The following is a 22,974-nucleotide window of genomic DNA, read 5'->3' as shown; positions in this document are numbered from 1 at the left end:
TGCAGTCAATTACGGCAACTCGGGCGAGATCAGCCTGGCCTCGCCGGCCGCTGAAAGGCCCTCGAAGACTGCTTTGCCACTCTCCATCCGCACCTTGCCTTCCGCCAGCAGCCTCAGCGCCAGCGGATAGAGCTTGTGCTCGACGGTCAGCACGCGGGCGGCCAAGGTTTCGGCGGTGTCGTCGGCAAGCACCGGGACGGCGCCCTGGGCAAGGATCGGGCCTTCGTCCATGCCTTCGGTGACGAAATGCACCGTGCAGCCGGCGATCTTCACGCCGGCTTCGATGGCGCGTTCATGGGTGTGGAGGCCCGGGAAGAGCGGCAGCAGGGCAGGGTGGATGTTGAGGATGCGGCCTTCGTAGCGGCTGATGAATTCGGCGGAGAAAAGCCGCATGTAGCCGGCGAGGCAGAGAATGTCGGGCTGGACCTCCTCGAGTGCTGCAAGGATCGCCGCCTCGTGTTCGGGCTTGCCGGAAAAAACCTTGCGCTCGAAGACGAAGGTTTTGATGCCGCGCGCCTGCGCCTTCTCGATGCCGCCGGCCGCCGGTTTGTCGGAGAACACCGCGACGATTTCGGCAGGAAAATCCGGCGCGGCGCAGGCTTCGGCGAGCGCCAGCATGTTGGAGCCCCCGCCGGAGATGAACACGGCGACGCGCTTCTTGCGCGCCGTTTCTGCCGCGGATGTGCTCATAGGCCGAGCGTGCCCTGGTAGATCACGCCGGCGCCGCCTTCGGGACGTTCGACCATACGGCCGAGCGGCACGACGATCTCGCCTTCATTGGTCAGGATGTTGACGACCGCCTGGGCGTTTTCCGGCGCGACCACGACGATCATGCCGATGCCGCAGTTGAAGGTGCGCAGCATTTCCTTCGCCTCGACGCCGCCGGTTTTGGCGAGCCACGAGAAGACGGGCGGCACGGGAATGCTGTCAAGATCGACTTCGGCCGCCAGGTGTTTCGGCAGCACGCGGGGAATGTTTTCCGGAAAACCGCCGCCGGTAATGTGGGCGAGGGCCTTCAGCGCGCCCGTCTCGCGGATCGCCTTCAGGAGCGGCTTTACGTAGATGCGGGTGGGCGTCAGAAGCGCCTCACCCAGAGTCATGCCCTCACGGAAGGGGGCGGGTGCGTCCCATGCCAGGCCCGAAAGCGTCACGATCTTGCGGACCAGCGAGAAGCCGTTGGAATGGACGCCCGACGAGGTGAGGCCGAGGATGACGTCGCCGGACGCGATGTCGCCGACCGGCAGCAGTTGGCCGCGTTCGGCGGCACCGACCGCAAAGCCGGCCAGATCGTAGTCGCCGTCGGAATACATGCCGGGCATTTCGGCGGTCTCGCCGCCGATCAGCGCGCAGCCCGCTTCGCGGCAGCCGGCGGCAATGCCGGAGACGATTGCCGCGCCCTGGTCCGGATCGAGCTTGCCGGTCGCGAAATAGTCGAGGAACAGCAGCGGCTCGGCGCCCTGGACCACCAGATCGTTGACGCACATGGCGACGAGGTCGATGCCGACCGTGTCGTGGAAATCGGCGTCGATGGCGATCTTCAGCTTGGTGCCGACGCCGTCGTTTGCGGCAACCAGGATCGGATCGGTGAAACCTGCGGCCTTCAGATCGAAGAGGCCGCCGAAGCCACCAATCTCGCCGTCGGCGCCGGGGCGGCGGGTGGAGCGCACCGCCGGCTTGATCTTCTCGACCATGAGGTTGCCCGCGTCGATATCAACACCGGCATCGCTATAGGTGAGACCGTTCTTGCCCGCCTCGCTCATCGTTCATCTCCAATGATCGTTGTAGCGGCCCGCAATTGCACGACATGGCGCCGGATGCAAGCGTTGGACGCGGTTTTGAAGGCTTTTCACAGGTCTTGCTGCACCGCTTCCAAACCCTTGACCTGGGTTGCGGGCTTCCCTATCCCTTTTTTGCCCGGGCAATTCAGAGGAAGCGGCGATGGCATATCATATCAGCGGCGCGAGCCTGAAGCGCTACGTCTTCTTCTGGGTCGGCGTTCTCATTGTCTTCGTGGTGTTTCTCTGGTTCTTCCGCTCCATTCTCCTGCCTTTCGTGGCAGGCATGGCTCTCGCCTATTTCCTCGATCCGGTGGCCGACTGGCTGGAACGGCGAGGCCTGAGCCGGCTGATGGCGACGGTGGTGATCCTTGTCTGTTTCGTGCTGGTCTTCGCGCTGTCGTTGATGCTGGTGATCCCGATCATCATCAACCAGTTCACCGAGTTCGCGGCCGCCCTGCCGGGCTATATTTCCCAGTTGCAGCAGATCATATCGAGCCCGGAAAGCTCGTTCCTGCCGCATTGGATCAGCGCCCAGATCGAGACGGTCAAGCAGAATTTCTCCGAAGTGCTGAGCCAGGGTGCCGGTTTCGTCGGTTCGCTGCTCACCCAGATCTGGAATTCCGGCAAGGCGATCATCGACGTCGTGTCGCTTCTGATCGTCACCCCCGTCGTCGCCTTCTATATCCTGCTCGACTGGGACCGCATGGTTGCCAAGGTGGATAGCTGGGTGCCGCGCGACCAGGTGGCGACGGTCCGCGAGATTGCCCGGGAAATGGATGAATCGGTCGCCGGTTTCATTCGCGGCCAGGGCTCGCTCTGCCTCATTCTCGGCATCTTCTATGCGGTCGGCCTGTCTGTGGTCGGGCTCAATTTCGGGCTTCTGATCGGGTTCGTCGCCGGCATGATCAGCTTCATTCCCTATATCGGTTCGCTGATCGGCCTGGTGCTCTCTGTCGGCGTGGCGCTGGTGCAGTTCTGGCCGGATTATCCGTGGATCCTCACCGTCGCCGGCGTCTTCTTCGTCGGCCAGTTCATCGAGGGCAATATTCTTCAGCCGAAGCTGGTCGGCGAAAGCGTCGGCCTGCACCCGGTCTGGCTGATGTTCGCGCTGTTCGCCTTCGGCGCGATATTCGGCTTCGTCGGCCTGCTGATCGCCGTGCCGGCGGCCGCAGTCGTCGGCGTGCTTGTCCGCTTCGTGCTGTCGCGGTATCTTGACAGCGACATCTATTACGGCCGGGCGGCCGTTCTTCCTTGGCAAGAAGCCGAGCCGCCGCAGGTGCTGGAGCATGCCGGAAACGGTGCAGAGGTAAACGCCCCGAATGATCCTCACGCGCCGGATGATTCTCAAGCGAATGCCTCTCAGAAGAGCATTTGAAAGACCAATGACCGAGACGAGCGAGCGCGAGCGGCGCAGGCAAGAGCAGTTGCCGCTGCAATTCACCCATGATGCGGCGAGAACCCGGGATGATCTCCTGGTGTCCGAACGGCTGGCTGCGGCGGTGGCGATCGTCGACGAATGGCCGGCCTGGCCGTCGCCGGTCGTCGTGCTGGCAGGCCCGGTGGGGTCGGGAAAATCGCACCTGGCGCATATCTGGCGGGAAAAGGCGGGTGCTGCCGACATCCATCCTCTCACCGGTTCGAATGCCGCGACGGTTGCCGCGGCAGGTCCGGTCCTATTCGAGGATGCCGAACGCCGCGGTTTCGACGAGACCGAACTCTTCCACGTCATCAACAGCGTGCGCGAGAACGGCCATAGCCTTTTGATGACCTCGCGCCTCTGGCCGGTTTCGTGGGGCGTCACCCTGCCGGACCTCAAATCCCGGCTGAAGGCCGCGACGGTCGTGGAGATCGGTGAGCCCGATGAGGACCTGCTGGCGCAGGTGATCGTAAAACTGTTCGCCGACCGCCAGCTTTATATCGACGACAAGCTGGTTGGCTACATCGTCAACCGGATGGAGCGGTCGCTCGGTGCGGCGCAGACGATCGTCGAGCGGCTGGACCGCCTGGCGCTGGCGCGGGGCACGCGCATCACCCGACCGCTCGCGGCCGAAGTGCTGAATGATTTTGGGAATTCCGGAACCGGCGCCGGTTCTGACGATTGACTGTGACAGTTCCCTCGTCAAACTGTAAGCAGCCCTTAGGGTTAGCATGGCCAAGGGTCAGCATGGGATGGATGAGATGGATTCGATCACGACTGAGACGCGCGAGCCCGGCCTGGAGGCGGCTAATACCGACCTCGACCTGATGACCAGTCCGGACCGGTTCATCAATCGTGAATTTTCCTGGCTGCAGTTCAACCGCCGCGTTCTCGAGGAAACGCTGAACACCGCCCATCCGCTTCTGGAGCGGGTCCGCTTCCTGTCGATCTCGGCCGCCAATCTCGACGAATTTTTCATGGTGCGCGTCGCCGGCCTCGAAGGCCAGGTGCGGCAGGGCATCGTCATCCGCTCACCCGACGGCAAGACGCCGGCCGAACAGCTCGACAATATCCTGCAGGAGATCGACAACCTGCAGATGGAGCAGCAGGCCTCGCTCGCCGTGCTGCAGCAATATCTCGCCAAGGAAGACATCCTGATCGTCAGGCCGGCAGCGCTCTCGGCCGAGGATCGCGCCTGGCTGTCGAACTCGTTCGACGACGAGCTTTTCCCGGTCCTGACGCCGCTGTCGATCGACCCGGCCCACCCGTTCCCGTTCATCCCCAATCTCGGCTTCTCGATGGGCCTGCAGCTGCACAGCAAGCACGGCAAGGAGCCTATGACGGGCTTGCTTCGCCTGCCGACCACGCTCGACCGCTTCATCCGCCTGCCGGACCTCAACACCGCGATCCGTTACATCACGCTGGAAGATGTGGTCGGCATGTTCACCGACCGGCTCTTCCCCGGTTATGAGGTGAAGGGCGCCGGCACGTTCCGCATCATCCGTGACAGCGATATCGAAGTCGAGGAAGAGGCCGAAGATCTGGTGCGCTTCTTCGAGACGGCGCTGAAACGCCGCCGCCGCGGCAAGGTCATCCGCATCGAGACCGATTCGGAAATGCCGGCGTCGCTGCGCCAGTTCGTGGTGCAGGAACTCGGTGTGCCGGACAATCGCGTCGCGGTGCTGCCGGGCCTCCTGGCGCTCAACACCATGTCGGAAATCACCAAGGCGCCGCGCGACGACCTGCGCTTCGAGACTTACAATGCCCGATTTCCCGAACGGGTCCGCGAACACGCCGGCGACTGCCTCGCCGCCATCCGCGAAAAGGACATGGTGGTCCATCATCCGTACGAATCCTTTGACGTGGTTGTGCAGTTCCTTCTGCAGGCGGCGCGCGACCCGGACGTGCTCGCCATCAAGCAGACGCTCTACCGCACCTCGAACGACAGCCCGATCGTCCGGGCGCTGATCGACGCGGCCGAGGCCGGCAAGTCGGTGACGGCGCTGGTCGAGCTCAAGGCCCGATTCGACGAAGAGGCGAATATCCGCTGGGCGCGCGACCTGGAGCGCGCCGGGGTGCAGGTGGTCTTCGGTTTCATCGAACTGAAGACGCATGCCAAGATGTCGATGGTGGTGCGCCGCGAGGACGGCAAGCTCAGGACCTATTGCCATCTCGGCACCGGCAACTATCACCCGATCACCGCCAAGATCTATACGGATCTGTCCTTCTTCACCTGCAACCCGAAGATCGCCCACGACATGGCGAACATCTTCAACTTCATCACCGGTTACGGCGAGCCGGCCGAAAGCATGAAGCTGGCGGTCTCGCCCTATACGCTTCGGCCGCGCATCCTGCGCCATATCGAGGAAGAGATCTGCCATGCCCAGGAAGGCAAGCCGGCGGCGATCTGGATGAAGATGAATTCGCTGGTCGATCCGGAAATCATCGACGCGCTCTATCGCGCCAGCCGCGCCGGCGTCGAGATCGACCTCGTGGTGCGCGGCATCTGCTGCCTGCGTCCGCGGGTGGCCGGCCTCTCCGACAATATCCGCGTCAAGTCGATCGTCGGCCGCTTCCTGGAACACAGCCGCATCTTCTGCTTCGGCAACGGTTTCGGCCTGCCGTCCGACAAGGCGCTGGTCTATATCGGTTCGGCCGACATGATGCCGCGCAACCTCGATCGCCGCGTCGAAACGCTGGTGCCGCTTCTCAATCCGACTGTGCATGAGCAAGTGCTTTCACAGATCATGCTGGGCAACCTGATTGACAACCAGCAGAGCTACGAGATATTGGCCGACGGCACGTCGCGGCGCATGGAAGTGCGCAAGGGCGAGGAACCTTTTAACGCGCAGCACTATTTCATGACCAATCCGAGCCTCTCGGGGCGCGGTGAAGCCCTGAAGTCGAGTGCTCCGAAACTTATCGCCGGCCTGGTGTCCGGACGCAAGAAATAGGCAATATGGTACGATCAGAAGCCCAGGGGCGCCTTCCGGGGATCGCTCCTGTCTCCGTCATCGACATCGGCTCGAACTCCGTCCGCGTCGTCATCTACGAAGGCCTTTCCCGCGCGCCGACCGTCCTCTTCAACGAGAAGGTGCTGTGCGGCCTCGGCAAGGGATTGGGTTCGAACGGCCGCATGGACGACGAGGGCGTGGCGCGCGCACTGTTGTCTCTGAAGCGCTTTCGGGCGCTCTCCAGTCAGGCCCAGGCAACCGAAGTCTACGTGCTGGCGACCGCAGCCGCCCGCGAAGCGTCGAACGGGCCGGATTTCATCGCCCAGGCGGAAAAGATCCTCGGCCAGGAGGTCCAGCTTCTGTCCGGCGAGGAAGAGGCGCGGTATTCGGCGCTCGGCGTCATCAGCGGGTTTCATGATCCCGATGGCATTGCCGGCGACCTCGGCGGCGGCTCGCTGGAGCTGATCGATATCAAGGGCACGGAATTCGGCAAGGGCATCACCCTGCCGCTGGGTGGCCTGCGGCTGTCGGAATCCTCCGGCAATTCGCTCTCCAAGGCACGCACCTTCGCCCGCAAGCAGGTGAACACGGCGCGGTTCCTGGAGAACGGCGCGGGCCGCACCTTCTATGCCGTCGGCGGCACCTGGCGCAACATCGCCAAGCTGCACATGGAAATAAGCAAGTATCCGCTGCACATGATGCAGGGCTACGAGCTGTCTCTCGATGATATGCAGAAATTCCTCGACGAGGTGATCGCCGCCAAGGACAGCAAGGATCCCGCCTGGCAGGCCGTTTCCAAGAGCCGCCGTTCGCTGCTGCCCTTCGGCGCCATCGCCATGCAGGAAGTCCTGGCGGTGATGAAGCCCGCCAGGGTGAGCTTTTCGGCGCAGGGCGTCCGCGAAGGTTATCTCTATTCGCTGCTTTCCGACGAAGAGAAGGCGGGCGATCCGCTGCTGGTCGCTGCCGACCAGCTCGCCATCCTGCGCGCCCGGTCGCCCGAACACGCCCGCGAGCTCGCCGACTGGACCGGCCGCATGGTGCCTGCTTTCGGGATCGTCGAGACGGAGGAGGAAAGCCGCTATCGCCAGGCCGCCTGCCTGCTCGCCGATATCAGCTGGCGGGCCCATCCGGATTATCGCGGCCTGCAGGCGCTGAACCTGATCGCCCACTCCTCCTTCGTCGGCATCACCCATGCCGGCCGCGCCTATCTGGCGCTCGCCAACTACTACCGTTTCGAAGGACTGCACGACGACGGCGCGACCGGTCCGCTGGCGACGATCGCCACGCCACGCCTGCTCGACCTTGCAAAACTGCTCGGCGGGCTGCTCCGGGTCGTCTACCTGTTCTCGGCCTCGATGCCGGGCCTCGTCCACAACCTGACCTTCCGCCCGTCCTCCGAGCCGGACCTCGACCTCGAATTCGTGGTGCCCTCCGCCTACCGCGATTTTGCTGGGGAGCGGCTGGACGGGCGTTTGCAGCAGCTGGCGAGGCTGACAGGCAAACGGCTGGCGTTCCGGTTCGAGTAGGGCGGGCTCGCGGGAGAGGGCAGGAGAGCGGCTGCCTCGCGGCAGGGCATCAGAAATTGTCAGGTTGCGTCCAACAGTATTTTCTCGTGTATGCTCGCGAACTGACATTACCCGTTTAATCGGCTGAGCAAGATTCGATGTCTCTGAATGCGCGCCCTCGTGAGATCGGCTTTGTCCTGTTTACCGGACTGACGCAGCTCGATTTGACTGGGCCTTGGGAAGTTCTGACGCGGCTGCCCGATACCCGTTGCCATTTGGTGGCTGACGGTCACGCTCCCGTTCGAAGTGCGAGCGGACTGAGTATTGTCCCAAGCATGCCGCTTGAAGCATGCGGTCAGCTCGACATCGTGGTTGTTCCGGGCGGGCCCGGTCATCTGGATGCGATGCAGGACGAACGCCTTCTCTCGTTTCTAAAGCGTCAGGAGCCAGGCTGCCAGTTCCTGATGGCGGCCTGCACGGGTACGCTGGTGCTTGCTGCCGCCGGTCTGCTTCAGGGCTACGAGTGCACCACTCACTGGACGGCGCTGCATCGGCTCTCAGCTTTCGGAGCAATTCCCGTAAACCGGCGGGTCGTATTTGACCGGACGCGGGCCACCGGTGGCGGCGTGACGGCAGGTATCGATCTTGGCTTGGTCATGGCCGCCAAACTGGCAGGTGAAGAGGTAGCGCGGAAAATCCAGTTGATGATGGAATATGCGCCTGAACCTCCATTCGCCGGATCGCCCATGACCGCCGACCCTGCGACAGTGAAGGCGTTGGAAGCACCTTCGGATATCGCAGATCAGATAAGAGCCATCGATGCCGACGCGATATCCAGACTTAGGGGAGAATCTCGGCCCGCATAGCGGTCGCGGACCTGAGCGCCCGGCGTTCACCGGACGCTCTTTGCTTTTGGGACGTCTGCTGCTTACTTGGCAGACAGGAATTCACCCACTTCGAGCACGCTGAACTCGTTGTTGTCGGCCTTGTCGACGGCGCGGCCTGCCGAGAAGGGCAGGTTGTTGTCGTTGCCGATGATGATGCGGGTGGCGTCGATGACGTCGACGTTCTCGATCGTCACGAACGGCATGTCGTAGACGCCGGCGACACTGCCGGCCTTCTTCTTGTTGTCCGGGTCCTGGATGTTCATCAGGTCGATATAGCCGATCTTGCGGACCGCCTTGCCGGAATTGGCGTCGGTCATTTCGATCTTGTAGACGCGCTTGTGCTTGGCAGGCGCGTTGAAGCAGGTCGGCTCGGGTTTTGCCGGGTCGGCGCAGGGCTTGTCGGCGGTGCCGGCGCCGTTGTCTCGCTCGATGACGAGAGCGGTGGTCGCGTCGATCATGTTGAAGTCGCCGATCGCCTCGCCGCCCTTGGAGAGCGGGTAGAGCCAGGAGCGGCCGGTCCATTTCTTGGAGGCGATGTCGAACTCGATGACGCGCAGCGCAGTCAGCCCCTCTGCGTCTTCGACCTTGCCGTCCTCCTTGTAGAGCGGGCCTTCGAGCAGGCCGTAGAGCTTGGCCCCGTCCTTGGACATTGCAAGGCCTTCATAACCGCCGGAACGCTTCACGTTGAAGACCGGTGCCTTGGCGATCGGGTTCGCCTGCAGCTGGACGAGCGGGCTGTCGGGAGACGTGACCGGCTTGCCGTCGACCGTGGTAGCGACGACGTCGGTCAGCCGACCCTGCATGTCGACCTTGATCAGGTAGGGGCCGAATTCGTCGCCGAGCCAGAAGCCGTCGGCAACCGGCTGGATCGATTCGATGTCGAAATCGGCGCCGGTGAGGTAACGGGTTTCCGAAGCTTCCGTGACGATCGGGAACGGCGCGATCTTGTTCGGGTCGGAGAGGAAGACATTCTTGACGACTTCGGCCTTGTTGGCGGCCCAGTCGAATTTCATCTGGTGCAGGAACAGCATGGCGTCGGAGGAATTGGTCTTGCCGCCGAAACCGTTGTCCGACAGCGTCCAGAAGGTGCCGTCAGCCATTGTCTTAATGCCGGAGAAACCCTGCACCGGCTGGCCGTCGAGCGGCAGCTTGACGTCTGTCACGCGGGCGCCGTCCTTGCCCGGCAGGGTGCCGAGGGCTTCCGTGCGCTTGCGGTCGGCGGTGGTGAACTTGCCGGAGGTCTTGAGGAACGCCGGCGCGTCGGCCGGAGCCGGAACGACCGTGTTGGCGGGCAGGATCGCCTGGCCGGTGAGCTTGGCCGGGAAAACCTTGTCGTCAGCAGAAGCGGGGCCACCGATCAGCGCAGCGAGCGCGCCAATCACTACGGGGGTAGCGAGCAGAAATTTGGTCATGGGGTCACCTGTTGGTTGGCGTGTCAAAGACGCCAACCGGTTAAGGCGAGTGCGTGACGGGGAGGTGATGGATGATTGACGCTTCGATGAAGCTTTGATGACTGAAATTTTACAGGCGCATGGAGGCTTTACGCGCTTCTGCGAAGCGCCATCCAGCGGCCCGGCGTCATGCCGAACGTCTTCTTGAAATGCCGGGTGAAATGCGCCTGGTCGGCAAAGCCCGTATCGGCCGCGATCTCCGCCAGGCTGCCGCCTTGTGACAGCAGGACTTTCGCCCGGTCGAGCCGGCGCATGACGAGATAGCGGTGCGGGCTGGTTCCCAGAAGCTTGCGGAATTGCCTGGCGGTCGTATAGCGATCGAAACCGCTGACTTCCTCCAGTTCCTCCGAAGAAACCGTCCGGTCAGCGTTCGCCTGCAGGTAATCGCGGCAGCGCAGAACCGCCTGCTGCGCGCGCGCCGTGCCCGCCGCACCGCCCTTGCCGTCCGCGTGGCGCCAGAGGTATGTCGCCATGCGGGCGATCAGGTCGTCAAGCAGCAGGTCCTGCGGCTCGGCTTCGAGATCGTCCAGAGCTTCGGCAAGACACTGCCGGAATTCCGCATCCGCTATGATGGGATCCGGCACGAAGGGCAGACCGCGCGAACCGCCGGCCGCCTCGATCAGCCGCTCCGGCGGCAGGTAGAGCATTCGGTAGCGCAGGCCGGCATCGGTGCCGGCCGCCCCGTCATGCACCTCGTCCGGATGCAGCACGATGACATTGCCGGGCAGGCTGGCGCGGGCGGCACCGCGATACTGGAAAGTCTGGACGCCGGAAAGCGTCACGCCGAGTGCGTAGGTATCGTGGCGATGGGGCTCGAAACCGTTGCCGTGGAAGCGAGCCTCGATCCGCTCGATGCCGCGCGACGAGGGCGCCTGGACGATGCCATCAGGCGCGCCCCTTGCGCTGTCGTCAGGCGCGCCTCTTGCGCTGCCTTCGGCCGTGGCTCCCGAGTTGCACGAACGTTCAAGACCCGGGGCACCGGCCGCCGTTATCCCGTCAGTTCCCGCATAACCTTCCACGGAGTTGTTTTTCATGTTCGATACCAAGATCGCGATCGTGCTTCGCGATGACCTCGCCCCCTGGCAGGAGCTCAACGTGACCGCCTTCCTGACAAGCGGCATCATCGCGCAAAATCCCGCGATCATCGGTGAACCATATCGGGATGCGGCGGGTCATGTCTACAATCCGATGAGCATCCAGCCGATCGTGGTGCTGACCGCCGACCGGGAGACGCTGCGCACCATCCACCGTCGCTCGCTGGAACGGGAGGTGACGATATCGGCCTATGTCGAGGAGATGTTCTCGACTGGTCATGACGCGGCCAACCGCGAGGTCTTCGCGCAGTTTGCGCCGGAGGATGCGAAACTGGTCGGCATCGCGCTCAGGGCCGAAAAGAAGATCGCCGACAAGATTACCAAAGGCTCGAAAATGCATAAGTGACTGCGAAGAACATATTCTTCGGAATGATCCAGAGCGCGGCGATCGGCGTGGCCGAGGCCAAGATATAAGTGGCGATGCTGAGGAGCAGGTAGTTGATCCAGGCAGCCGATCGCGGGGATCCTAGACCCACCAGCGCCACGATCAGGTTGGCGGCGCATAGGGTCCGGGTGATGGGGCGGACCCAGGGCAGGGGGAAGGCACCCAGTCCAGCTGATTCCATAATAACGACAAGCAGCAGCGACAGCAGGATGACGATCGCAACCAGCACGCGGGAAGAGGGAAACCTCATCGTGCCGTCCATCCTTCCGGCGCCAAGGTAGAGAAACCCGCCCGCCGGCACTCGCCCATATGGCCCCCGGCGATATGGGGTCGGGGTCTTGTCACAAAATCCCGGCCGGTTTCCGGGAGGAGGGATTGGGACATGGGCTGGGCTCGCGTTGAAAAGCTTTTGATCCGGCGGTATCGTGGATGAATGAATGGATCGGGCGGGGGCTATGATGAATGCTATCACCATCAATCTGTCCGATGAACTGATGCGGTTGCTCAAAGCGCGCGCCGACAAGAACGGGCGAAGCGTCGAGGCCGAAATAGAGCAGATTTTAACTGACGTCTTGCTGCCAGATCTGCAAGCTGCGCAAAGCCCCGGGCAGCCGGCATAAATTCAACGCTGGCTGATTGTTTCACTGCGGCGTGGAAGCTCTAAAGCTCCACTGCCTCGACCTTCTTGTTGACGAAGCGCAGGGCCACGCCGCCACTGATCAGTTTCAAGGCCGTTTCGCCGAACAGGTCGCGGCGCCAGCCGGAAAGGGCACCGACATTGGCGGCCTCACCCTCGGCGGCGATCTTTTCGAGATCGTCGGTGTTGGCGATGATCTTGGCGGCGACGCCCTGCTTGTCGGAGATCAGCTTCAGGAGAACCTTCAGCAGCTCGACGGCGGCGGCGGTGCCTTCCGGGACATGCACATGTTTCGGCGCATGCGGCATCTCGGTCTTCGGCAGGGCAAGTGCTGCATTGACCGCTTCGATGATCGCGGTGCCGGAGGCGGAGCGTTCCCAGCCCTTCGGGATGGTGCGCAGCCGCGACATGGCTTCCACGTCCTTCGGCTGCTGCTGGGCGATCTCGTAGATCGCGTCGTCCTTCAGCACGCGGGAACGCGGCACGTTGCGGCTGCGCGCTTCGCGCTCGCGCCAGGCGGCGACGAATTTCAGGACGGCGAGTTCGGTCGGCTTGCGCAGCCGCGACTTGAGGCGCTGCCAGGCGTCGTCCGGATGCAGATCATAGGTGCCGGGCGATTCCAGCACGGCCATTTCCTCGGTCAGCCACAGGGCGCGGCCTTCGCGCTCGAGCTGGGCCTTGAGAAAGAGATAGACGTCGCGCAGGTGGGTGACGTCGGCCAGCGCATATTCGAGCTGCTTGTCGGAAAGCGGCCGGCGGCTCCAGTCGGTGAAGCGCGACGACTTGTCGATATGGACGTCCTTGATGCGGCTGACGAGCTGGTCGTAGGAGACCGAATCCCCGAAGCCGCAGACCATGGCGGCGACCTGGGTGTCGAAGATCGGATGCGGCACCAGATTGCCGAGATGGTGGATGATTTCGATGTCCTGTCGGGCGGCGTGAAACACCTTGGTGACGGCGGGATTGGCCATCAGCTCAAAGAAGGGTTTCAGGCTCAGCCCCTTGGCGAGGGGATCGACAAGCACCTCCACCGTCGGGCTTGCCATCTGGATGAGGCACAGCTCAGGCCAGAAGGTCGTTTCCCTGAGGAATTCGGTGTCGATGGTGATGAAGTCCGATTGGGCCAGCTGGATGCAGGCTTCTTCGAGTGCAGCGGTCGTTTGGATCATCGTTTCATTCACGTGAGGGTGATCAACCTTCCTTCTCCTTCCGGCCGCATATGTCAATACGCAACGGTGTTTAAGCGTTACTCGCGCTCGTCTTTATCGGGCGGGCCGGCGAGCCGGTTGAAATAGGCCGATGTCCGAAGCAGCGAGCGGAAGCGCCAGGAACGTTCCGAAGGAGGCACGGAGGGACGCGCCTGCATGCGCCTCAGCGTGAAGATCATGAAGCCCAGGAAGATGAACGAGGTATAGGCGAAGAAGGCCCGAGGGCCGAAATATTGCAGCAGGATCGAGGCGAGCAGCGGCCCGATCGTCGCGCCGACCGACCAGTAGAACAGCAGGCCGGCCGAAACCAGCGCATGCTCGCCAGGCTTGGCATAATCGTTCCCATGCGCCGAGCACAGCGAATAGAGCGGCATCGAGAAGGCGCCGAACAGGAAGACGCTGACGATATTGGCGGTCTCGTTGGTACCCGCCCCGAAGGAGAGGTAGGCGCCTGTTATGATCGAGCCGATCGTCGTCCACAGGATGACACGGCGCCGGTCGAGCCGGTCTGAATAGAGGCCGAGCGGATATTGCAGCACCACGCCACCGATGATGCCGGCGCTCATGAAGGTGGCGATCGAGGTGATGCTCATGCCGATCTCTGCCGCATAGATCGGCCCGATATTGCGGAAGGCTGCCATCGACAGGCCGACCGAGATGACGCCCACCACCGCGAGCGGCGAGATCCGCCAGACGGCCTTGAGGTCGAAGGCGATTGCCTGCGGCGGCGCGGGGCTGGATTTGTCGGCGATCGAGATCGGCACCAGCGACAGGATCAGCGCGATTGTGATGATGTTGAAGATGAACGGGCCTTCGATGCCGACGGTCGGGATGATGTATTGCGCCACCGTCACTGAGCCGAGATCGACGAAACGGTAGATGGAGAGCGTGCGCGCCCGGTTGGCATTGGTGACCTTGGCGTTGATCCAGCTCTCGACCGTCGCAAACAGGCTGGCGACGGCAATGCCCGTCACGAAGCGCATCGCGAACCAGAAGGTCGGGTCGACGATCATCGACATGCCGATCGAAGCGGACGCCGTCACCGCGGCCATCGCCGAGAAGGTGCGGATATGGCCGATCTGGCGCAAAAGCCGTGTCACGTACATGCAGCCGAGGGCAAACCCGATGCTGTAGCCCGCGCCGATCATGCCGATCGTCGAGGGCGAAAAGCCCTCAGCCGAGCCGCGCAGTGCGATATAGGTGCCCTGCAACCCGTTGCCGCCGATCAGGATGCCTGCGGTGACGAGGAGGGGGATCAACGGACGGATATGGCTCATGGGTGCCGGGGGAAGAGAATCGCTGTCGGAGATGACAATGCGTTTCTATCGCGTCAGCGCTGTCCAATACAGTCATAAACGACCTTGCCCGGCCCTCTCGCGCGGGAGTTTGTGCTTGGATGCAGAAGCCCCGCGGTCGGGGCTTCTGCCAAGGTGGTGCTAACCCTGTTGGCCAAGCTTGGGCAGGATGAGATCGTCGACGCCATAGGTGTGGAACTCGAACGTGGAGACTTCGTCGAGCTTGCGGAACTTTTCGCGGAAGACCGGATCGGAGAAGAAATCGTCGACGTTGCCGGCATCGCGGATGGCTTCGATATTCACCACGGTCTTGCCGTCCGTGCTTTTGGCGAGGTTGCTCCAGAGGAAGCCTTCCTTCCGTTCCGCGACGTAGTGAACGACATCCTGAATGATGCGGAAGGCTTCTTCCTGCTTGCCGGGATGAGCGTGGATGACGTTGACGATGAAAGTGGTCGGTTTCGGCGTTGCAGAGAAGCCGGCGGTAAGAATCGTATCCATCTTTTAGGTCCTTTCGGTCGGGAGGCGGTCTGAGCCGCGCCGCAACTGGATACTGGCGTGATGATGACGGATAAATAATCCGATATTCGTAACAGTGCGGATATAAGTTCCGTAATTGGAGTGGTGATGGACAGGTTGGGAACACTCGGCATCTTCGTTCAGGCGGCGGAGGGTGGCAGCTTTGTCGCCGCCGCGCGGCGGCTCGGGATATCGAGTTCCGCCGTGGGCAAGGCGGTGGCGAGGCTGGAGCAGGAGATGGGCGTGCGCCTCTTCCACCGTTCCACGCGCAGCATGACGCTGACGGAGGAGGGCAGTTATTTTCTGGATACGTGCCGGCGTATCCTGTCGGAACTGGATGTAGCGCAATCGGAGCTGTCGCGGTTGCGCGCCGCCCCTCGCGGCATGCTGCGCGTCAGCCTACCGCTGGTTGGCATGCTCCTGATGCCGACCATCTCGGCCTTCATGCGCGCCTATCCCGAAATCACCATGGATCTCGACTTTACCGATCGCCTGGTGGACGTGATCGAAGAGGGGTTCGACGCGGTCATCCGCACCGGCGAAGTCCGGGACACACGTTTGATGAGCCGCAAGCTCGGCTCGTTCCGTCATCGGATCGTCGCCTCGCCCGGCTATCTCCGGGCATGCGGTCGGCCTGCGGTGCCGCCGGACCTTCTGGATCACAAATGCTTGCACCATCGTTATCCCAGCACCGGAAAGCTCGAACCCTGGCCGCTCGCCATTGAAGATGGCGGTGCGCGCTTGGTCTTGCCGGTCTCCGTCACCGCCAGCACGCTTGAACCGATCATCCATCTTGCCGAGGAGGGTTTCGGCATAGCCTGCCTTCCTCCCTTCGTCATCGGGCCGCAGCTCGGGGACGGGCGCCTGATCACCTTGCTGGACGACCATGTCGTCCAGACGGGAACCTTCCGCGTGCTTTGGCCCACGGGCCGTTTTCTGTCGCCGAAAATCCGCGCCTTTGTGGATTTTATGGCGGATAATCTGGTTGTGGACGCCGCCGCGGCTGCGCCGCTCACGGCAGGCTCCGCCGCCAAGCCTTGACAAATGGGGCGGGCCATGCGCTTGTCCCGCCGATTTTCCATAAAGCCGGCAGGCCGTGCTTCGCACGCCGAAAGACCGCAAAACACAACCGTCCAGGATACCGAAATGCACCGTTACCGCAGCCATACCTGTGCCGCCCTCAAGAAGTCCGACGTCGGATCGACCGTCCGCCTGTCCGGCTGGGTGCATCGCGTGCGAGATCACGGCGGCGTGCTGTTCATCGACCTGCGCGACCATTACGGCATGACCCAGGTCGTCGCCGATCCGGACAGCCCGGCCTTCAAGACCGCCGAGATCGTCCGCGGCGAGTGGGTTATCCGCATCGACGGCCTCGTCAAGGCCCGCTCGGAAGAGACCGTCAACAAGGGCATGGCGACCGGCGAGATCGAACTCTATGCCCAGGAGATCGAAGTGCTCTCCGCGGCCAAGGAATTGCCGCTGCCGGTGTTCGGCGAGCCGGACTATCCGGAAGACGTGCGCCTGAAATACCGCTTCCTCGACCTGCGCCGCGAAACCCTGCACCGGAACATCGTCAAGCGCACCCAGATCATTTCCGACATGCGCCGCCGCATGGGCGAGATCGGTTTCGCCGAATATTCGACGCCGATCCTGACCGCGTCGTCGCCGGAAGGCGCGCGCGACTTCCTGGTGCCGAGCCGCATCCATGAAGGCAAGTTCTTCGCCCTGCCGCAGGCGCCGCAGCAGTACAAGCAGCTGCTGATGGTGGCCGGCTTCGACCGCTATTTCCAGATCGCCCCCTGCTTCCGCGATGAAGACCCGCGCGCCGACCGCCTGCCGGGCGAGTTCTACCAGCTCGACCTCGAAATGAGCTTCGTCACCCAGGAAGACGTCTGGAACACGATGGGTCCTGTGATGACCGGCGTGTTCGAGCAGTTCGCCGAAGGCAAGCCGGTCACCAAGGACTGGCCGCGCATCCCCTATGACGTGGCGATCCGCAAATATGGTTCCGACAAGCCGGACCTGCGCAACCCCATCGAGATGCAGGCCGTCACCGAACATTTCGCCGGCTCCGGCTTCAAGGTGTTTGCGGGCATGATCGCTTCGAACCCGAAGGTCGAAGTCTGGGCGATCCCGGCCAAGACCGGCGGTAGCCGCGCCTTCTGCGACCGCATGAACGCCTGGGCGCAGTCGACCGGCCAGCCGGGCCTCGGCTACATCTTCTGGCGCAAGGAAGGCGACAAGCTCGAAGGCGCCGGCCCGCTCGCCAAGAACATCGGCGAGGAGCGCACCGAGGCGATCCGCACCCAGCTCGGCCTCGATGACGGCGACGCCTGCTTCTTCGTCGCCGGCGACCCGGCCAAGTTCTACAAGTTCGCAGGCGAAGCCCGCACCCGCGCCGGCGAGGAACTGAACCTCGTCGACCGCGACCGTTTCGAAATGTGCTGGATCGTCGACTTCCCGTTCTACGAATGGAGCGAGGAAGAAAAGAAGATCGATTTCGCCCACAACCCCTTCTCCATGCCGCAGGGCGGCATCGAGGCGCTGGAAAACCAGGATCCGCTGACGATCAAGGCCTACCAGTATGACGCGGTGTGCAACGGCTTCGAAATCGCTTCGGGCTCGATCCGCAACCAGTCGCCGGAACTGATGGTCAAGGCCTTCGAAAAAGTCGGCCTCAGCCAGGCGGATGTCGAGGACCGGTTCGGCGGCATGTACCGTGCCTTCCAGTACGGCGCGCCTCCGCATGGCGGCGCTGCCTTCGGCATCGACCGTATCGTCATGCTGCTCGTCGGCGCCAAGAACCTGCGCGAAGTGACGCTGTTCCCGATGAACCAGCAGGCGCAGGACTTGCTTATGGGCGCCCCGTCGCCGGCAACGCCCCAGCAGCTGCGCGAACTGGCGATCCGGGTGATGCCGACGCCGAAGAAGGACTGAGCGTTTCGGACGCTGAACTGAAAAAGCCCGGCCAAGCGCCGGGCTTTTTGATTCAATCTCCGAGCTCGACTTTGTACATTATGCGGCGAAGCGGACCGCTCCGATGGCATCGGAGAAGGGAAAATCTGTTTCTCGTACCATGCTGCGGAAGCGATGTAGACGGCAACTCCGCCCGATCGCAGACAGCAGCGGCATCGTTCGATCATCGCTCGATAAGGCGACAACTCCATGCCCCGCTGACTGACACATGGTTTATGTGACAACACCTGGATGCGCAGTAATTCTGCGCCGTGGCGTGGGCCGCTGGTCAAGTTTCGAGCATGGGCGTATAATCTCCACACGTGCAGGTTCGGTCCGATGGCGCCGTTCTTCACGCGGATATCCGTTGTGATCGTTGTTGTCTGTGACAAGAAATGGAGAGGAATTGTTATGGCGCATTTTCACGTGATCGCGGGAGGCAACAGGAAGGCTGCCTATCCCACTGTGCGGCGCATCAATGTGGCCGATGTCTTCACCTCGCTGCGTCAGGGGTTGGATGATTTCTGGACCAAGCCGTCGCACTACGTCTTTCTCTGCCTGATCTACCCTGTGGCCGGCGTGGTCCTCGCCTATTGGACATCCGGTGCCAATGCGCTGCCGCTGCTGTTTCCGCTGATGTCAGGCTTTGCCCTGGTCGGTCCGATAGCGGCGCTGGGTCTTTATGAAATCAGTCGCCGGCGGGAGCTCGGCCTTGACACCTCCTGGCAGCATGCGCTCGAAATCCGGCATTCCCCGGCGGTCCCGGCAATCCTTGCCATCGGCCTTATGCTGGCGGTGATTTTTATCCTGTGGCTTCTGACGGCGCAGTCGCTCTATGTCAGCCTGTTCGGGCCGGAACGGCCGGAATCGCTGATGACTTTCTTCAACGAGGTATTCTCGACGAGCAGGGGTTGGCAGCTGATCCTTTACGGCAATGCCGTCGGCTTCCTCTTCGCTCTGGCCGTGCTTTGCACCACAGTCATTGCATTTCCGCTGCTTCTTGATCGTGACACCGGTGCGGCGACAGCGGTCTACACCTCGATGAAAGCCTTCGCGGTCAATCCCATGGAATTCATACTCTGGGGTCTCATCGTGGCGGTGCTTCTGTTCGCCGGTTTTGCGATGTTCTTTGCCGGTTTGGCTATCGTGATCCCCGTACTTGGCCACGCGACCTGGCATCTGTATCGCAAGGTCGTTGAACCGGAAGCCGGCTTGGGGAAGTAGCAGCGGTCGGTACGCCGGAAACCGGATTCGGCACTGCCCGTCAGGGAGCAGTGCCGAAGAAGGTGAGTCGGGTGAAGATCGTATAGTCGGCTTCCGATACCATCAGCGCGACGAAAACCAGCACCAGCAGCGGCGGCAGCAGGATGGCGTAGACGAGCGCCAGCCGTTCCCAGGCCATGTGCATGAAGACGGCAACGATCAGCCCGGCTTTCAGCATCATGAACAGCAGGATCAGCGTCCACCTGAGATAACCCTGGAGGCCGAGATAATCGACCATGTAGGAAAAGGCGCTGAGCACGAAGAGCAGGCCCCAGACGAAGAGGTAGAGCCGGATCGGATGCTGCTGTCCGGTTTGGAGCTGCTGTCCAGCTTGGATGTGTGCATGCGCCGTTGTCTCGTTCATGACGACCTCACCACAGGTAGAAGAATGCGAAGATGAAGACCCAGACCAGATCGACGAAGTGCCAGTAGAGGCCCATGATCTCGACGGCCTCGTAGCGGCCTCTCCGGCTGGTGAAGAAGCCGCGCCGTTCCTCATCGAAATCGCCCCGCCAGACCTTGCGGGCGACGATGAGGAGGAAGATGACGCCGATCGTGACATGGGTGCCGTGAAAGCCGGTGATCATGAAGAAGGTCGATCCGAACTGTGCAGCTCCCCAGGGGTTTTCCCAGGGGCGCACGCCTTCGGTGATCAGCTTCGTCCACTCGAAGGCCTGCATGCCGACGAAGCATGCCCCGAGAAGCGCCGTCAGCATCATCAGCATCGCGGTCCTGTGGCGTTCGCGGCGATAGCCGAAATTGACCGCCATCGCCATGGTGCCGCTGCTCGAGATCAGCACGAAGGTCATGATTGCGATCAGGATCAGCGGCACGTCCTGGCCGCCGATATGCAGCGCGAAGACCTCGCTCGGATTGGGCCAGGCGACCGGCGTCGACATGCGGGCGGTCATGTAGGCGATCAGGAAACAACCGAAGACGAAGGTGTCGCTGAGTAGAAAGATCCACATCATCGCCTTGCCCCAGGAGGCGGTCTTGAAGGCGCGCTGATCCGAGCTGAAATCGGCAGCGACTCCACGCAGGCCCGCTGGCCTGAGGTCCGGCTCGCCATGTGTCCCGATAGTCTGTGCCATCTGCAAATCTCCTGGTTGAGCTCCCTTGGTTCGGCCCCTAGGTCAGCAATGTGCGGCAGAGATCGACGAAATCATTCGCCCACCCGGCAAAGAGCGTAAAGAGCAGGAGCCAGACGGCGAGCATGAAATGCGAATAGATGGCGGATAGATCGATGCTGAGGCGCAGCCTGTCCGGCTGAACGTCACGCGCGAATGCCCTGACCGTCGTGTGAGCGAGCACGGCGAGCCCGCCGAGGATATGAAGGCCGTGCAGGCCGGTGAGCATATAGAAGAAGCTGTTGGCGGGATTATCGGCCAGCACGTAGCCGGCCGCCGTCAGTTCCCGCCATGCCTGGACCTGTCCGACGAGAAAGAGGACGGCTAGGGCAAAGGCGGCGGAAAGCACCGGCCGCAGGCCTTCCATGCGGCCGTGCTCCGCTTCTCTTCTCGCCCATTGCAACGCGACACTGCTTAAGGCGAGTGCTGCGGTATTGACCCAGAGCAGCCGGGGAACGGGTGTGGCCCACCAGTCCGCCGACGCCATGCGCATGAAATAGGCGCTGACGGCAAGGCTGAAGAGTGCGCCGACGACGCCGAGAAACACGAAGAGGCCGATTTTTACCGCCGGCACGGGCGGCTGTTGCCGATCGGCGCCGTGATGATCCGGCAGCTGCACGGACCCGGTTTCGAGCCAGGGTTTCGAGGTCAGCCGCTGTCCGGCCAGCCACCAGACGATGATGGCGCCGATGACGGCAAGGAAGATCAGCGTGACGTTCATGCCGGAACCTCCCGTGTGACGCTGCCGCTTGCCGGCACTGTCTGCGGAATGAAGTCCTCGGCCGCTCCCGGCACGCTGTAGTCATAGGCCCAGCGGTAGACCACCGGCAGTTCCTTGCCCCAGTTGCCGTGGGCGGGCGGCGTCTGTGGCGTCTGCCATTCCAGCGTCGTTGCCCGCCATGGATTGCCGCCCGCCTCTTTTCCTCGGAAAAGACTCCAGACCAGGTTGAACAGGAAAACCATCTGCGCGGCCCCGACGATCAGCGCCATGACCGTTATGAAGATGTTCAGCGTATGGGCCGAAGGCGGAACGAAGGCCGTCTCTCCCATCTCGAAGTAGCGGCGCGGCACGCCCAGCAGGCCGAGGTAATGCATCGGGAAGAAGATCGCATAGGTGCCGAGGAAGGTGATCCAGAAGTGGATCTGGCCGAGCGTCTCGTTCAGCATGCGTCCCGTCACCTTCGGATACCAGTGACAGATCGCCCCGAAGATGACGAGGATCGGCGCTACCCCCATGACCATGTGGAAATGCGCGACGACGAACATCGTGTCCGACAGTGGCACGTCGACGACGACATTGCCGAGGAACAGGCCCGTCAGGCCGCCGTTGACGAAGGTGACGATGAAGGCGAGCGCAAAGAGCATCGGCAGCGTCAGGTGGATGTCGCCGCGCCACAGCGTCAGCACCCAGTTGTAGACCTTGATCGCCGTTGGTACGGCGATGATCAACGTCGTGGTGGCGAAGAAGAAGCCGAAGGCCGGGTTCATGCCGCTGACATACATGTGGTGCGCCCAGACGATGAAGCTGAGCGCGCCGATGATGACGATCGCCCAGACCATCATGCGGTAGCCGAAAATGTTCTTGCGCGCATGCGTGCTGATCAGGTCCGAGACGATTCCGAAGGCCGGCAGCGCGACGATATAGACCTCCGGATGCCCGAAGAACCAGAACAGGTGCTGGAACAGGATCGGGCTGCCGCCGCCATGCTGCAGCTGCTCGCCCATTTCGACGATGGCAGGCATGAAGAAGCTCGTGCCGAGCAGGCGGTCGAACAGCATCATGACGCAGGCGACGAACAGGGCAGGGAAGGCGAGCAGCGCCATCACGGTGGCGGTGAAGATGCCCCAGACGGTGAGCGGCATGCGCATCAGCGTCATGCCGCGCGCGCGTCCCTGCAGCACGGTCACCACATAGTTCAGGCCCCCCATGGTAAAGCCGATGATGAAGACGATCAGTGAGGTGAGCATGAGGAGGATGCCCCAGTCCTTGCCGCCCGGCGTGCCTGACAGAACGGCCTGCGGGGGATAGAGCGTCCAGCCGGCCCCTGTCGGGCCGCCGGGGGCGAAAAAGCCCGCGGCCAGGATCAGGACGGCCAGCAGATAGATCCAGTAGCTCAGCATGTTCGCATAGGGGAACACCATGTCTCGCGCGCCGACCATCAGTGGAATGAGGTAATTGCCGAAGCCGCCGAGGAACAGCGCGGTCAGCAGATAGATCACCATGATCATGCCGTGCATGGTGATGAACTGATAATAGTGGTCGGCATCGATGAAGGCGAAATAACCGGGAAAGGCAAGCTGCAGCCGCATCAGCCAGGAGAGCACAAGGGCCACAAGGCCGATCGCAATGGCGGTCAGCGAATATTGCACGGCGATGATCTTGGCATCCTGGCTGAACACATATTTCGTCCACCAGCTTTTCGGATGATAAAGCTCGACATCCTCGACTTCGGCGGAGGGGATGGCGCCTGCACTTCCGGATGGAATCTCGACCATGATGTC

General features: G+C 62.5%; 22 protein-coding genes. 10 read left to right on the top strand and 12 right to left on the bottom strand.

The window, feature by feature from the left end:
- Positions 1-9: 9 nt before the first annotated feature.
- Together purN and purM are read right to left on the bottom strand one after the other, a co-directional pair.
- Positions 10-690 (bottom strand): phosphoribosylglycinamide formyltransferase, encoded by a 681-nt coding sequence (gene purN, locus ABCW43_RS04540; RefSeq protein ID WP_345922289.1) that lies wholly within the window; start codon positions 688-690, stop codon positions 10-12.
- Positions 687-1,760 (bottom strand): phosphoribosylformylglycinamidine cyclo-ligase, encoded by a 1,074-nt coding sequence (purM, locus tag ABCW43_RS04535; protein ID WP_345922288.1) that lies wholly within the window; start codon positions 1,758-1,760, stop codon positions 687-689. The genes purN and purM overlap by 4 nt, the downstream gene beginning before the upstream one ends.
- Positions 1,761-1,938: 178 nt before the next feature.
- On the opposite strand from purM, the gene ABCW43_RS04530 reads away from it, so the two are divergent.
- From ABCW43_RS04530 to ABCW43_RS04510, 5 genes are all read left to right on the top strand, one after another.
- Complete coding sequence (locus ABCW43_RS04530; protein ID WP_345922287.1) at positions 1,939-3,153, top strand: AI-2E family transporter; 1,215 nt, start codon at positions 1,939-1,941, stop codon at positions 3,151-3,153.
- 7 nt (positions 3,154-3,160) lie between these two features.
- Entirely contained in the window at positions 3,161-3,880 is a 720-nt protein-coding gene (gene hdaA / locus ABCW43_RS04525; RefSeq protein ID WP_345922286.1) for a DnaA regulatory inactivator HdaA, read from the top strand.
- Between the two features lie 76 nt (positions 3,881-3,956).
- A complete protein-coding gene (locus ABCW43_RS04520) occupies positions 3,957-6,149 on the top strand; it encodes an RNA degradosome polyphosphate kinase (protein ID WP_345922285.1) in 2,193 nt (730 codons plus the stop codon).
- A 5-nt stretch (positions 6,150-6,154) separates the two neighbouring features.
- Entirely contained in the window at positions 6,155-7,675 is a 1,521-nt protein-coding gene (ppx, locus tag ABCW43_RS04515) for an exopolyphosphatase (protein ID WP_345922284.1), read from the top strand.
- Between the two features lie 137 nt (positions 7,676-7,812).
- Positions 7,813-8,520 carry a DJ-1/PfpI family protein gene (locus ABCW43_RS04510; protein WP_345922283.1) on the top strand — a complete coding sequence of 236 codons (708 nt, stop codon included), beginning with the start codon at positions 7,813-7,815 and terminating at the stop codon, positions 8,518-8,520.
- Positions 8,521-8,582: 62 nt separating this feature from the next.
- Here the strand turns inward: ABCW43_RS04510 and ABCW43_RS04505 are convergent, their stop codons facing one another.
- Together ABCW43_RS04505 and ABCW43_RS04500 are read right to left on the bottom strand one after the other, a co-directional pair.
- Positions 8,583-9,953: an esterase-like activity of phytase family protein gene (locus tag ABCW43_RS04505; protein ID WP_345922282.1), complete on the bottom strand. Its 1,371-nt coding sequence runs from the start codon at positions 9,951-9,953 to the stop codon at positions 8,583-8,585.
- A gap of 128 nt (positions 9,954-10,081) precedes the next feature.
- Positions 10,082-11,026 (bottom strand): AraC family transcriptional regulator, encoded by a 945-nt coding sequence (locus ABCW43_RS04500; RefSeq protein ID WP_345922281.1) that lies wholly within the window; start codon positions 11,024-11,026, stop codon positions 10,082-10,084.
- Between ABCW43_RS04500 and ABCW43_RS04495 the strand changes: the two genes are divergently transcribed.
- On the top strand, positions 11,025-11,432 hold the full coding sequence (locus ABCW43_RS04495) for a DUF2000 family protein (protein ID WP_345922280.1): 408 nt from the start codon (positions 11,025-11,027) through the stop codon (positions 11,430-11,432). The two genes, ABCW43_RS04500 and ABCW43_RS04495, sit on opposite strands and share 2 nt — an antisense overlap.
- Here the strand turns inward: ABCW43_RS04495 and ABCW43_RS04490 are convergent.
- A complete protein-coding gene (locus ABCW43_RS04490) occupies positions 11,404-11,721 on the bottom strand; it encodes a hypothetical protein (protein WP_345922279.1) in 318 nt (105 codons plus the stop codon). The genes ABCW43_RS04495 and ABCW43_RS04490 overlap by 29 nt on opposite strands.
- Before the next feature lie 205 nt (positions 11,722-11,926).
- On the opposite strand from ABCW43_RS04490, the gene ABCW43_RS04485 reads away from it, so the two are divergent.
- The gene (locus ABCW43_RS04485) at positions 11,927-12,091 is read left to right on the top strand and encodes a FitA-like ribbon-helix-helix domain-containing protein (protein WP_345922278.1); all 165 of its coding nucleotides are present in this window, start codon (positions 11,927-11,929) and stop codon (positions 12,089-12,091) included.
- 40 nt (positions 12,092-12,131) lie between these two features.
- On the opposite strand, the gene rnd is transcribed toward ABCW43_RS04485, so the two are convergent.
- The 3 genes from rnd to ABCW43_RS04470 all read right to left on the bottom strand — a co-directional run bounded on the left by rnd (position 12,132) and on the right by ABCW43_RS04470 (position 15,109).
- Positions 12,132-13,277 carry a ribonuclease D gene (gene rnd / locus ABCW43_RS04480; RefSeq protein ID WP_345922277.1) on the bottom strand — a complete coding sequence of 382 codons (1,146 nt, stop codon included), beginning with the start codon at positions 13,275-13,277 and terminating at the stop codon, positions 12,132-12,134.
- A 77-nt stretch (positions 13,278-13,354) separates the two neighbouring features.
- A complete protein-coding gene (locus ABCW43_RS04475) occupies positions 13,355-14,593 on the bottom strand; it encodes an MFS transporter (RefSeq protein WP_345922276.1) in 1,239 nt (412 codons plus the stop codon).
- A 159-nt stretch (positions 14,594-14,752) separates the two neighbouring features.
- On the bottom strand, positions 14,753-15,109 hold the full coding sequence (locus ABCW43_RS04470; RefSeq protein WP_345922275.1) for an antibiotic biosynthesis monooxygenase: 357 nt from the start codon (positions 15,107-15,109) through the stop codon (positions 14,753-14,755).
- Positions 15,110-15,235: 126 nt separating this feature from the next.
- Between ABCW43_RS04470 and ABCW43_RS04465 the strand changes: the two genes are divergently transcribed.
- The 3 genes from ABCW43_RS04465 to ABCW43_RS04455 all read left to right on the top strand — a co-directional run bounded on the left by ABCW43_RS04465 (position 15,236) and on the right by ABCW43_RS04455 (position 19,306).
- Positions 15,236-16,168 carry a LysR family transcriptional regulator gene (locus ABCW43_RS04465; RefSeq protein ID WP_345922274.1) on the top strand — a complete coding sequence of 311 codons (933 nt, stop codon included), beginning with the start codon at positions 15,236-15,238 and terminating at the stop codon, positions 16,166-16,168.
- A 105-nt stretch (positions 16,169-16,273) separates the two neighbouring features.
- Complete coding sequence (gene aspS, locus ABCW43_RS04460) at positions 16,274-18,064, top strand: aspartate--tRNA ligase (protein WP_345922273.1); 1,791 nt, start codon at positions 16,274-16,276, stop codon at positions 18,062-18,064.
- A 429-nt stretch (positions 18,065-18,493) separates the two neighbouring features.
- On the top strand, positions 18,494-19,306 hold the full coding sequence (locus ABCW43_RS04455; protein WP_345922272.1) for a DUF2189 domain-containing protein: 813 nt from the start codon (positions 18,494-18,496) through the stop codon (positions 19,304-19,306).
- Between the two features lie 40 nt (positions 19,307-19,346).
- On the opposite strand, the gene ABCW43_RS04450 is transcribed toward ABCW43_RS04455, so the two are convergent.
- Genes ABCW43_RS04450 through ctaD form a run of 4 tightly spaced genes read right to left on the bottom strand, consistent with a single transcriptional unit; the run spans position 19,347 to position 22,968 of the window.
- Complete coding sequence (locus ABCW43_RS04450) at positions 19,347-19,709, bottom strand: cytochrome C oxidase subunit IV family protein (RefSeq protein WP_345922271.1); 363 nt, start codon at positions 19,707-19,709, stop codon at positions 19,347-19,349.
- Positions 19,710-19,716: 7 nt separating this feature from the next.
- Positions 19,717-20,436 carry a heme-copper oxidase subunit III family protein gene (locus ABCW43_RS04445; RefSeq protein WP_345922270.1) on the bottom strand — a complete coding sequence of 240 codons (720 nt, stop codon included), beginning with the start codon at positions 20,434-20,436 and terminating at the stop codon, positions 19,717-19,719.
- A 37-nt stretch (positions 20,437-20,473) separates the two neighbouring features.
- On the bottom strand, positions 20,474-21,193 hold the full coding sequence (locus ABCW43_RS04440; protein WP_345922269.1) for a cytochrome c oxidase subunit 3: 720 nt from the start codon (positions 21,191-21,193) through the stop codon (positions 20,474-20,476).
- Positions 21,190-22,968: a cytochrome c oxidase subunit I gene (gene ctaD / locus ABCW43_RS04435; RefSeq protein WP_345922268.1), complete on the bottom strand. Its 1,779-nt coding sequence runs from the start codon at positions 22,966-22,968 to the stop codon at positions 21,190-21,192. Before ctaD ends, ABCW43_RS04440 begins: the two co-directional genes overlap by 4 nt.
- Positions 22,969-22,974: the final 6 nt, after the last annotated feature.

Origin of the sequence: Neorhizobium tunisiense (assembly GCF_039631515.1) — a bacterium.
GTDB lineage: Bacteria > Pseudomonadota > Alphaproteobacteria > Rhizobiales > Rhizobiaceae > Neorhizobium.
This window is presented reverse-complemented; position numbering and strand designations above follow the sequence as displayed.

Excerpts from the sequence above, each read along its gene's own strand:
- purN (WP_345922289.1), bottom strand. The coding sequence starts at position 690 with ATGAGCACATCCGCGGCAGAAACGGCGCGCAAGAAGCGCGTCGCCGTG.
- purM (WP_345922288.1), bottom strand. The coding sequence starts at position 1,760 with ATGAGCGAGGCGGGCAAGAACGGTCTCACCTATAGCGATGCCGGTGTT.
- ABCW43_RS04530 (WP_345922287.1), top strand. The coding sequence starts at position 1,939 with ATGGCATATCATATCAGCGGCGCGAGCCTGAAGCGCTACGTCTTCTTC.
- hdaA (WP_345922286.1), top strand. The coding sequence starts at position 3,161 with ATGACCGAGACGAGCGAGCGCGAGCGGCGCAGGCAAGAGCAGTTGCCG.
- ABCW43_RS04520 (WP_345922285.1), top strand. The coding sequence starts at position 3,957 with ATGGATTCGATCACGACTGAGACGCGCGAGCCCGGCCTGGAGGCGGCT.
- ppx (WP_345922284.1), top strand. The coding sequence starts at position 6,155 with ATGGTACGATCAGAAGCCCAGGGGCGCCTTCCGGGGATCGCTCCTGTC.
- ABCW43_RS04510 (WP_345922283.1), top strand. The coding sequence starts at position 7,813 with ATGTCTCTGAATGCGCGCCCTCGTGAGATCGGCTTTGTCCTGTTTACC.
- ABCW43_RS04505 (WP_345922282.1), bottom strand. The coding sequence starts at position 9,953 with ATGACCAAATTTCTGCTCGCTACCCCCGTAGTGATTGGCGCGCTCGCT.
- ABCW43_RS04495 (WP_345922280.1), top strand. The coding sequence starts at position 11,025 with ATGTTCGATACCAAGATCGCGATCGTGCTTCGCGATGACCTCGCCCCC.
- ABCW43_RS04500 (WP_345922281.1), bottom strand. The coding sequence starts at position 11,026 with ATGAAAAACAACTCCGTGGAAGGTTATGCGGGAACTGACGGGATAACG.
- ABCW43_RS04490 (WP_345922279.1), bottom strand. The coding sequence starts at position 11,721 with ATGAGGTTTCCCTCTTCCCGCGTGCTGGTTGCGATCGTCATCCTGCTG.
- ABCW43_RS04485 (WP_345922278.1), top strand. The coding sequence starts at position 11,927 with ATGATGAATGCTATCACCATCAATCTGTCCGATGAACTGATGCGGTTG.
- rnd (WP_345922277.1), bottom strand. The coding sequence starts at position 13,277 with ATGATCCAAACGACCGCTGCACTCGAAGAAGCCTGCATCCAGCTGGCC.
- ABCW43_RS04475 (WP_345922276.1), bottom strand. The coding sequence starts at position 14,593 with ATGAGCCATATCCGTCCGTTGATCCCCCTCCTCGTCACCGCAGGCATC.
- ABCW43_RS04470 (WP_345922275.1), bottom strand. The coding sequence starts at position 15,109 with ATGGATACGATTCTTACCGCCGGCTTCTCTGCAACGCCGAAACCGACC.
- ABCW43_RS04465 (WP_345922274.1), top strand. The coding sequence starts at position 15,236 with ATGGACAGGTTGGGAACACTCGGCATCTTCGTTCAGGCGGCGGAGGGT.
- aspS (WP_345922273.1), top strand. The coding sequence starts at position 16,274 with ATGCACCGTTACCGCAGCCATACCTGTGCCGCCCTCAAGAAGTCCGAC.
- ABCW43_RS04455 (WP_345922272.1), top strand. The coding sequence starts at position 18,494 with ATGGCGCATTTTCACGTGATCGCGGGAGGCAACAGGAAGGCTGCCTAT.
- ABCW43_RS04450 (WP_345922271.1), bottom strand. The coding sequence starts at position 19,709 with ATGAACGAGACAACGGCGCATGCACACATCCAAGCTGGACAGCAGCTC.
- ABCW43_RS04445 (WP_345922270.1), bottom strand. The coding sequence starts at position 20,436 with ATGGCACAGACTATCGGGACACATGGCGAGCCGGACCTCAGGCCAGCG.
- ABCW43_RS04440 (WP_345922269.1), bottom strand. The coding sequence starts at position 21,193 with ATGAACGTCACGCTGATCTTCCTTGCCGTCATCGGCGCCATCATCGTC.
- ctaD (WP_345922268.1), bottom strand. The coding sequence starts at position 22,968 with ATGGTCGAGATTCCATCCGGAAGTGCAGGCGCCATCCCCTCCGCCGAA.